Here is a 9,503-nt window from a genome sequence, read left to right as displayed (position 1 = left end):
CCCCTCCCCCCCCGCCCCCCCCCCCCCCATCCTCCCTCCCTCCCCCCCCCCCCTCCCCCCCCCCCTCCCCCCCCCCCCCTCTCCCCCTCCCCCCCCCCCCCCCCCCCCCCCCCCCCCCCCGACGGGCGGGGACGTTACGCCGGGGCGCCGGCGCGGACCCCTTGCAGCAGTGCGCCCAGCAGGTCCGCGCCGCGCAGGGTGAGGACCGACTCCGGATGGAACTGGACCCCCGCGAAGCCGGCCGCGGAGCCCGCCGCGGAGCGCAGCGCGTGGACCTCGCCCGTCGACGGGTCCCGGGAGACCTCGACGCCCCGCAGGGCGAGGGCGGCGGCCCGCTCGTCGTCGCAGTGGGCGGTGTACGTGTTGTAGAAGCCGACCACCTCGTCCGCCCCGAACAGGTCGATCCGGGTCTGCGCCCCCTGGGCCGGCTGCGCCTTGCGGACCAGCGGGAGCCCCAGCTCGGCGGCCAGCAGCTCGTGGCCCAGGCAGATCCCGACCAGGCCGTGGCGGTGCGCGGCCAGCAGTTCGGCGGTCAGAGCGCGCAGCATCCGCATCTTGGGGTCCGCGCCGTCCGCCGGGTCGCCCGGGCCGGGGCCCAGGACGACCGGGCCCTCCCAGGCCAGGGCGGCCTCCCGCAGCCCCGGATCGTCGTAGCGGCGTACGGTCACCTCCAGCCCGGCCACCCGCAGCACGTGCGCCAGCATCGCCGTGAAGGTGTCCTCGCCGTCCACCACCAGCGCGTGGCCGGAGAGCGGGGCGGGCCGCTCCTGCATCCGCAGCCAGAACGGGGCCAGGTCCGCCCGCCGGGCGGCGAGGGCCGCCCGCACCCGCGGGTCCTGCCCCAGCCGTGCCCCCTCGAAGGCCGGGCGGGGCGCCGCCGGCCGCACCCCGAGCGCCGCCAGCACGCCCGCCGCCTTCGCGTGCGTCTCCGCCACCTCGCCCGCGGGGTCGGAGTGCCGTACGAGCGTCGCGCCCACCGGGACCCGCAGCACACCGTCCGCGCCGATGTCGGCCGTGCGGATCAGGATCGGGGAGTCGAGCGTCTGGGCCCCGGAGGCGTCGAGCCCGAGCAGGGCCAGCGCGCCCGCGTAGTAGCCGCGGCCGCCGCTCTCGTACCGCTCGATGACCCGGCAGGCGTTCTGCACCGGCGAGCCGGTGACCGTCGCCGCGAACATCGTCTCCCGCAGCACCTCCCGCACGTCCAGGGAGGAGCGCCCGCGCAGCTCGTACTCGGTGTGAGCGAGGTGGGACATCTCCTTCAGCCGCGGGCCGACGACCACCCCGCCCCGGTCCCCGACCGTGCACATCATCTTGAGCTCCTCGTCGACCACCATCGACAGCTCCTCGGTCTCCTTGCGGTCGCCGAGGAAGGCGAGGAGGGAGTCCACGGTCGGGCCCCCGGCCGGATAGCGGTAGGTCCCGCTGATCGGGTTCATCACGACCGTGCCCCCGGACATCCGCACGTGGACCTCGGGACTGGCCCCGACCAGCGTGCGGTCGCCGGTGTGGACGACGTACGTCCAGTACGCGCCGCGCTCGCCCAGCAGCAGCCGACGGAACAGGGCGAGGGCGTCGGCCCGGCCGAAGCCCTCGATCCGGCCCTCGTAGGTGCGCCGGATGACGAAGTTCGCGCCCTCGCCGCGGCCGATCTCGTCCTCGATCACCCGCTCGACGGTGGCCGCGTACTGCTCGTCGGGGACGTCGAAGCCGCCGCCGTCGACGCGCACCGCGTGCGCGGGCAGCTCGGCCAGTGCCTGGTCGAGCGCCATCTCGTACGTCTCCTCGGCGACCAGCACGCTCAGCGGCGTGCCGTCGTCGCGTACGTCGAACCCGCGCTCCCGGATCTGCCGGAAGGGCACGAGGGCGAGGGCGGGCAGCTCCCCGACGGGCAGGTCGGCGAGGTGCTCGGCCTCGTGGACCGCGCCGATCAGCACCTCGACGGTGTCGTGGTCGCGCCCGGGGGTCCGCCGGCGCAGCAGGGCGAAGGGCGGGCAGGAGTCGTCGAGCAGGCGGCTCAGCGGGCTCAGGGGGCTCGGTCGGTGCGGCTGGCTGGAGTGCATGGGGCGGGAGCGTCCTTCCGGTGGGAGGAGCGGCCCGCGTCCGTCGGTGTCTTCGCACCGCATGCGGAAGGCCGCCCCTCGGGGCGGCCTTCGCGTCGTGCGTGTCTCAGGTACGCGCGAGAAGTGGGCCGCCGGGAGCGGGCCACCACCAGTTCTGGTTCACGTGCGCGTACATGTCGGGCACCTTAGCCCACCACGCCCCCGGAGCGCCGTATCCGTCTCACGAGGTGGGCTGAACCATCGATTCCGTTCCTGCCGGGCACCCCGCGCCTTCGGGGCGGACGGCCGTCTCACGTTGTGGTCGCATGGCTGGACGCCGCGTGTGACGCCGTAATGTGTACGAGGTGACCGTGAACGCTGAAACCCAAGCCCCCGCCGCCAAGGCGACCTGGCGGCACCTTCCCGCGGCGCAGCAGCCCTCGTACCCCGATGCCGAGGCTCTGCGCGCTGTCGTCGCGGACCTCGAGTCGTATCCTCCCCTCGTTTTCGCGGGTGAGTGCGACCAGCTGCGCGCCCGTCTGGGAGCCGTCGCCAAGGGCGAGGCGTTCCTCCTTCAGGGCGGCGACTGCGCCGAGGCCTTCGACGGCGTCTCCGCCGACCACATCCGCGCCAAGCTCAAGACGCTGCTCCAGATGAGCGCCGTCCTGACGTACGCGGCCTCCGTGCCCGTCGTCAAGGTCGGCCGCATCGCGGGCCAGTACTCCAAGCCGCGCTCCAAGGACACCGAGACCCGCGACGGCGTCACCCTGCCGACCTACCGCGGTGACTCGGTCAACGGCTTCCCCTTCACCGAAGAGGCCCGGATCCCGGACCCCGAGCGGCTCAAGCGGATGTACAACGCGTCCGCCTCCACGCTCAACCTGGTGCGCGCCTTCACCACCGGTGGTTACGCCGACCTGCGCCAGGTGCACGCCTGGAACCAGGACTTCGTGAAGTCCTCGCCGTCCGGTCAGCGCTACGAGCAGCTCGCGCGGGAGATCGACAACGCGCTGAACTTCATGAAGGCGTGCGGCACCGACCCGGCCGAGTTCAAGGCCGTCGAGTTCTACGCCTCCCACGAGGCGCTGCTGCTCGACTACGAGGGCGCGCTGACCCGCACCGACTCGCGTACCGGCAAGCTGTACGACACCTCCGGCCACATGGTCTGGATCGGGGAGCGCACCCGGCAGCTGGACCACGCGCACATCGAGTTCTGCTCGCAGATCGCCAACCCGGTCGGCATCAAGCTCGGCCCCACCACCACGGTGGACGAGGCGCTGACGTACATCGACCGGCTGGACCCCGAGCGCGAGCCGGGCCGGCTGACCTTCGTCGTCCGCATGGGCGCCGACAAGGTCCGCGACAAGCTCCCCGAGCTCGTGGAGAAGGTCACCGCCTCCGGCGCGACCGTCGCCTGGGTCACCGACCCGATGCACGGCAACACCTTCGAGGCGGCCTCCGGCCACAAGACGCGCCGTTTCGACGACGTGCTCGACGAGGTCAAGGGCTTCTTCGAGGTCCACAAGGCGCTGGGCACCCACCCGGGCGGCATCCACGTCGAGCTCACCGGTGACGACGTCACCGAGTGCGTGGGCGGCGGCGACGAGATCTTCGTCGACGACCTGCACCAGCGCTACGAGACGGCCTGCGACCCGCGGCTCAACCGCAGCCAGTCCCTGGACCTGGCCTTCCTGGTCGCCGAGATGTACCGCGACCAGTAGGGATCAGTCAGTACCTTCGTACGACGACGGGGCGCGGATCGATGTGATCCGCGCCCCATCGTCGTGTCCGGGTCTTTTAGGTCACCCTAACTTTAGGTACGGTTAGGTAAGCCTCACCGAATAGGGGATGGCCCGCCGAACCGTTCCACCCCGGAGGTGAACCGCGTGTACGTCTGCTCTTGCTTCGGAATCACCGACAAGCAGGTCAAGGACCACGCGGCTGCCGGGGCGTGCACCCCGCGGCAGATCGCCTCGGCCACCAAGGCCGGAACCGACTGCGGCTCCTGCGTGCGCACCATCCAGGGCATCCTCGGCCGCGGCGCGTGCCCGCGTCGTGAGCTGCTGGAGAAGGGCGACGCGGCGGCCGTGCTCGCCGCCGCCCCCGAGCCGGCCCTCGCGCCCCTGCCCGAGCTGGCGGAAGTGGCCTAGCGGCAGCTAGCTCGGCTGCTCGATGAGCTGCGCGATGTAGAGCGCCTCGCCCAGGGACTCGATGAGCTCCAGCTGGGTGTCGAGATAGTCGATGTGGTGCTCTTCGTCCTCCAGGATCTCCTCGAAGAGCCGGGCGGAGGTGATGTCGCCCTTGCCGCGCATGACCTCGATACCGCGCTTGAGGCGGTCGATGGCCTCCACCTCCACCTGGCGGTCGGCCTGGAACATCTCCGTGATCGTCTGCCCGACGCGCACGTGGAAGAGGCGCTGGTAGTTCGGCAGACCGTCGAGCATCAGAATGCGCTCGGTGATCTTGTCCGCGTGCTTCATCTCGTCGATGGATTCTTCACGCGTGTACTTGGCGAGCTTGGTCCAGCCCTTGTTGTCCTGGATGCGGTAGTGCAGCCAGTACTGATTGATGGCCGTCAGCTCACCGGTCAGCTGCTCGTTCAGAAATTCAAGGACCTCGGGGTCGCCCTGCATCGCAGAGGCTCCTTCCAGGCAATGTCATTTATGACGGGGCTGGGGTACCTCCCGGCATCGGCCGGGGGGATTGCGCGCATCCTTGCACCGCCGCCGGAGGGCGTCCAGTAAGTGCCTCCTTAGTGTGAGTTGCAGTGACTTGCCCTAATCGGCACAGACCTGGTCATGACCACCCCGCGACGTCTGTCACCATGGAGTCATGGGTCAGCCGGAAAGCCGGGAATCTCCGGAAGCAGAGCAGCTGGAGCTTCCACCGGGGCAGCGGCTGCAGCGGGGCTGGCCGGTCACCCATTACGGGCCCGTACCCAAGTTCAAGCCGGACCGCTGGGAATTCCGCGTCTTCGGCGCGACGGCCGACGGCGACAAGCACTGCTGGAACCACGAGCAGTTCACGGCCCTGCCCTTCAACTCCGTGGTGGCGGACCTCCACTGCGTGACGAAATTCAGCATGCAGGGCGCCGAATGGGGTGGCGTCCTCGCCCGCGACGTCCTGGCCCTGGCGCCGCCGGCGCCGCAGGTCACGCACGTGATGGTGTGGGCCGAGTACGGCTTCAGCTCCAACCTGCGGCTGGCCGACTTCGCCTCCGAGCGCACGGTTTTCGCCACCCATCAGGGCGGCGAACTCCTCACCGCCGAGCACGGTTTCCCCGTGCGGCTGGTGGTCCCGCACCTGTACGCGTGGAAGGGCCCCAAGTGGGTCCGCGGCGTCGAGTACATGACCGCGGACCGCCGGGGCTTCTGGGAGGAGCGCGGCTACCACAACATCGGCGACCCCTGGCGCGAGCAGCGCTACTCGTACCAGGAAGAGCCGGGGGACGGCCCCGAGCTGTAGGGGCTTTTCAGCCTTTTCGGCTTCGCCGGCGGTGAGAGTCACCCGGACGGCGTACCCAGGAGACGCGGGCCCCGTCCCTCAAGGGCGCAGGCTCTTCAGCAGCGCCACGTCCGCCGCGTGCCCTTCCTTGCCGCCCGGGGTCTCGGTGATCAGCGGTACGCCGTCCATCGCGGGGTGCGTCATCAGCTCGGCGAAGGCGTCGGGTCCGATGTGGCCCAGCCCGATGTTGGCGTGCCGGTCCTTGTGGGCGCCGACGCCCTCCTTGGAATCGTTCGCGTGGACCAGCTTCAGCCGGCCCTCGCCCACCGTGTCCACCAGCAGGTCCAGCGTCAGCTTCGTACCCCCCGGCTCCGCCAGGTCGTGACCGGCCGCGAAGACGTGGCAGGTGTCCAGGCAGATCCCCAGCATCGGGTGGTGGTCGAGCGCCTCGAAGTACGGCCCGAAGTCCTCGGCCCGCGAGCACAGCGAGGAACCCTGACCGGCCGTGGACTCCAGCAGCAAGAAGGGGTCGTCCTCGTGCGTCAGCTCGTCCAGCAACGGCAGCATGTGCTCCCTGATCTGCGCGTACGCCGCCTCGCGCGGGCGGCCTCCGGTGGCCGAACCGGTGTGCACGACCACGCCCAGCGCGCCGATCGCCCGGGCCCGGCGCAGCGAGTGGCGCAGGGACTCCACCGACTTCTCCACGGTCGCCTCGGTGTGCGAGCCGAAGTTGATCAGATACGGCGCGTGCACGTAGGCCGGGATGGACTCGGCCGCGCACTGCTCCCGGAACCGCTCGTCCTGGGCCGGGTTCCCCGTCGGGGTGGCCCAGCCGCGCGGATTGGCGACGAAGACCTGGACGGCCTCGGCGCCCATCTCCCGGGCGTAGGCCAGGCCCACAGAGGCGAGCCCGCCGGCGACGGGAACGTGCCCGCCCACTGGATTGCGTATCACGGCGGCCTAGAGCCCCTTGGTCTTGATGGTGATCGTGCTGCCCTCGGGGGCGCTCTGTCCGGCCGGCACCGACTGCGTGTCCACCGTGTTGCTGAAGGAGAGGAAGGGCCGGTCCACCTTCACCTTGAAGCCCCCCGCCTCCAGGGTCTTGCGGGCCACGTCCACGTCCTGGCCGGTCACGTTCGGGACCGGCAGCTGGCGGGGGCCCTTGGACAGGGTCAGCGTGATCGTGTCCCCGGCCGCGGCCTGACTGCCGGCGGCGATCGACTGGTTGGCGACCGTACCGGCCACCGACGGGGCGTTGACCTGCTCGGGAGCCGTCACGACCTTCAGTCCCAGGCCCTCCAGAGCGGACTTCGCCTGTTCGGCGGAGATCCCGGCCACGTTCGGCACCGGCACCGGGCGGCCCTTGCTGACCAGGAGCGCGACCGCCGTGTCGGGCGCCCGCTTCTGGCCGCCGGCCGGGTCGGTGCTGATCACCGAGCCCTGGGCGACGTCCTGGCTGAACGCCTGCGTGACGACGCCGGGCGCCAGCCCGGCCTTCGTCAGCTCGGCCTTGGCAGCCTCCAGCGGCCTGCCCTTGAGGTCGGGCACGGAGACCACCTGCGGGCCGCGGGAGAGGGTGATGGTCACCGCGCCGTTGCCGCGGATCCGCTTGCCGCCCGGGGGATCGCTGTCCATCACCGTCCCGCGGTCGAAGGCGTCGCTGAACTTCCGCTCGACCCCCTTCACCCCCAGACCGGCCGCGGACAGCTGCGAACGCGCCTGCTCCTCGGTCTTGCCGAGCAGGTTGGGGACCTTGGTGAACTGTCCGGAGTTGATGTACCAGACACCGGTCCCGACGCCGAGCGCGAGCAGGACCCCGGCGATGACCAGCAGCACACCGCGCGGGGGCCGTCCCCTCGGGGCCGGCCGGTGCGCCGCGGGCGCGGGCGGCGGGAGCAGGGTCTCCAGGCGCGAGGTGTGGTGCACGGGCTGGCGCGCCTCCACCGGGCGCGGGATGACGCCGGTGCGGTCCTCGGCGGAGGAGCGCTCCTCGGCGCGCGCCTGCGGCGGTACGGCGTCCAGCTCGGCGTCGCTGAGCAGGGCGCGGCCTTCGAGGGCGAGACCGAGCAGGGCGGCGGCGTCGTACGGGCGCAGATCCGGGTTGCGGGCGGTGGCGTGCGCGACGAGCTCGTCGAGCGCGACGGACAGGCCGGGCACGGCGGCGGACGGCGGTGGGACGTCCTCGTGGAGGTGCTGGTAGAGCACCTGGGCGGGGGTGCCGCCGAGGTGGGGCTTGGAGCCGGTGAGCATCTCGTAGAGGACGACACCGCAGGCGTAGACGTCCACGCGGGTGTCGGCGACGCCGCTCTCGATCTGCTCGGGGGCCAGGTAGGAGACGGTGCCGAGGACCGAGCCGGTGGTGCTGGTGACCGAGTCCACGGACCGGACCAGCCCGAAGTCGGCGACCTTGACGCGGCCGTCGTCGCCGATCAGGACGTTCTCGGGCTTCATGTCGCGGTGGACGAAGCCGGCCCGGTGCGCGGCGCCGAGGGCGGCGAGGACCGGTTCGAGGATGTCGAGGGCGGCACGGGGCTGGAGCGCACCGCGCTCGCGGAGCACGTCGCGCAGGGTGCAGCCGGAGACGTACTCCATGGCGAGGTACACGTACGGCCCGTCGGTGCCCTGGTCGAAGACGGCGACGACGTTGGGGTGCGCGAGCCGGGCCACGGACTTCGCCTCCCGGATGAACCGGTCGACGAAGGCCGCGTCGGCGGCGAGGGCCGGGTGCATGACCTTCAGCGCGAGGACGCGGTCGAGGCGGGTGTCGACGGCGCGGTAGACCGTGGCCATGCCGCCGGCCGCGATGCGGGCGTCGATGCGGTAGCGGCCGTCGAGCACGCGCCCGACGAGGGGGTCATCCAGGGTCGTATCCACCCGGCGATTCTATTGGCGCGGCGGCGTGCCCCGGCCGGGGCGGGTCAGCCTTGCAGCCCAGCTGTGACGTGGGGGGTGTACGGGGGCACGCGGGCGGGGTATCCGCCCCCTTGGGCCCCTCCCCGCGCGCGGTGGTGGCCCACCCGCCCTGGGCGGCGGCGGGGCGGGGGCTGGGGGCATGCGGGGCGGGGTCGGGGGCGGGCGGGACTCGCCGGGGGGCGGTTCCTAGCTGAGGGCGGGGGCTTCGGAGGGCGGGAGCTCCTTGGGCGGCATCAGAGAGGTCTTGGGGGTTTCCCGTCAGTCTCATCGTCTCTCCGTGTCGGGCCGGTCCCTCAAGGGCGCTCCCTACGGTCGCGTCGCTGCGCGATGGCCTTCGGCCACCCTTGACCGACCGTCCCGCCCCGGACATACGAAGACTGCCGGGAAACCCCCAAAGGAACGGGCCGGGGGTTCCGGTGTAGGGACGGGGGAGAGCAGGGATGCGCGGCCTGGGCGCTGGCGGCCGGATCTCCAGGAGCGGGCCTGCCTGCCTGGGACCCGGGTCGGGAGTGACGCGTCAGATCGCTACGCGCTTCTCATCCCTCAGCGTCCGCCGGCCGTCCGGGGCTGGGAATAGGCCGCACAGATCGCTACACGCTCCCCGTCGACGGCGACTGCCGGTCGCTTGTGGGCCTTGGGCGGTGATTCCTCGCCTCAGCCGAGCTGTACTCCCATCAGAGCGACCCCACTCCCACCAACCCACGGACAGACCGCCGCAATTGGGGCAAACCGACGCGCTTTCCGGTCGCCCACCCACGCAGACCCGGATACAGCTCGGTATAGGCGCGTTCTGGCGCCTGGACTTGCCCAGACAGCCGTCAGACGCCGTCTTCGAGGACTTCTGACGGTCGTGGGCGGCTTATGTCCGGCCCCGGACGGCCGGCAGACGCTGAGAGATGAGGAGCGTGTAGCGATCTGACGCGTCCGCCCCCGCCCCCGTCCCGGGATCCGATGCCCCGATCGGCCCGCCTCTCGGACTGCCCGGCCAGGGCCCAGGCCGTGCATCGCGACTCTCCCCGTCCCTACACCGGAACCCCCGGCCCGTTCCTTTGGGGGTTTCCCGGCAGTCTTCGTATGTCCGGGGCGGGACGGTCGGTCAAGGGTGGC

At 71.8% G+C, this 9,503-nt stretch carries 7 protein-coding genes; 3 read left to right on the top strand and 4 right to left on the bottom strand.

What is annotated here, in order from left to right; genetic code table 11:
• Positions 1–134: 134 nt before the first annotated feature.
• On the bottom strand, positions 135–2,060 hold the full coding sequence (locus AC07DU_RS32205) for an anthranilate synthase family protein (RefSeq protein ID WP_479032607.1): 1,926 nt from the start codon (positions 2,058–2,060) through the stop codon (positions 135–137).
• Positions 2,061–2,404: 344 nt separating this feature from the next.
• Here AC07DU_RS32205 and AC07DU_RS32200 point away from each other — a divergent pair, with 344 nt between their 5' ends.
• Both AC07DU_RS32200 and AC07DU_RS32195 read left to right on the top strand, forming a co-directional pair.
• Positions 2,405–3,760, top strand: coding sequence for a class II 3-deoxy-7-phosphoheptulonate synthase (locus AC07DU_RS32200; RefSeq protein ID WP_479115362.1), 1,356 nt, complete (start codon positions 2,405–2,407; stop codon positions 3,758–3,760).
• A 165-nt stretch (positions 3,761–3,925) separates the two neighbouring features.
• Positions 3,926–4,189, top strand: a complete 264-nt coding sequence (locus tag AC07DU_RS32195) for a (2Fe-2S)-binding protein (RefSeq protein WP_360901086.1) — start codon at positions 3,926–3,928, stop codon at positions 4,187–4,189.
• Between the two features lie 6 nt (positions 4,190–4,195).
• Here AC07DU_RS32195 and bfr read toward each other — a convergent pair whose 3' ends face one another.
• A complete protein-coding gene (bfr, locus tag AC07DU_RS32190) occupies positions 4,196–4,672 on the bottom strand; it encodes a bacterioferritin (protein WP_030037303.1) in 477 nt (158 codons plus the stop codon).
• Between the two features lie 199 nt (positions 4,673–4,871).
• Here bfr and AC07DU_RS32185 point away from each other — a divergent pair, with 199 nt between their 5' ends.
• Positions 4,872–5,504 (top strand): sulfite oxidase-like oxidoreductase, encoded by a 633-nt coding sequence (locus tag AC07DU_RS32185; RefSeq protein WP_453374886.1) that lies wholly within the window; start codon positions 4,872–4,874, stop codon positions 5,502–5,504.
• 78 nt (positions 5,505–5,582) lie between these two features.
• On the opposite strand, the gene AC07DU_RS32180 is transcribed toward AC07DU_RS32185, so the two are convergent.
• Together AC07DU_RS32180 and pknB are read right to left on the bottom strand one after the other, a co-directional pair.
• The gene (locus tag AC07DU_RS32180; protein ID WP_453374890.1) at positions 5,583–6,434 is read right to left on the bottom strand and encodes a deoxyribonuclease IV; all 852 of its coding nucleotides are present in this window, start codon (positions 6,432–6,434) and stop codon (positions 5,583–5,585) included.
• A 9-nt stretch (positions 6,435–6,443) separates the two neighbouring features.
• Positions 6,444–8,357, bottom strand: coding sequence for a Stk1 family PASTA domain-containing Ser/Thr kinase (gene pknB, locus AC07DU_RS32175; RefSeq protein ID WP_479115359.1), 1,914 nt, complete (start codon positions 8,355–8,357; stop codon positions 6,444–6,446).
• Positions 8,358–9,503 lie beyond the last annotated feature (1,146 nt).

This window comes from Streptomyces sp. NPDC045695, assembly GCF_056432025.1.
This window is presented reverse-complemented; position numbering and strand designations above follow the sequence as displayed.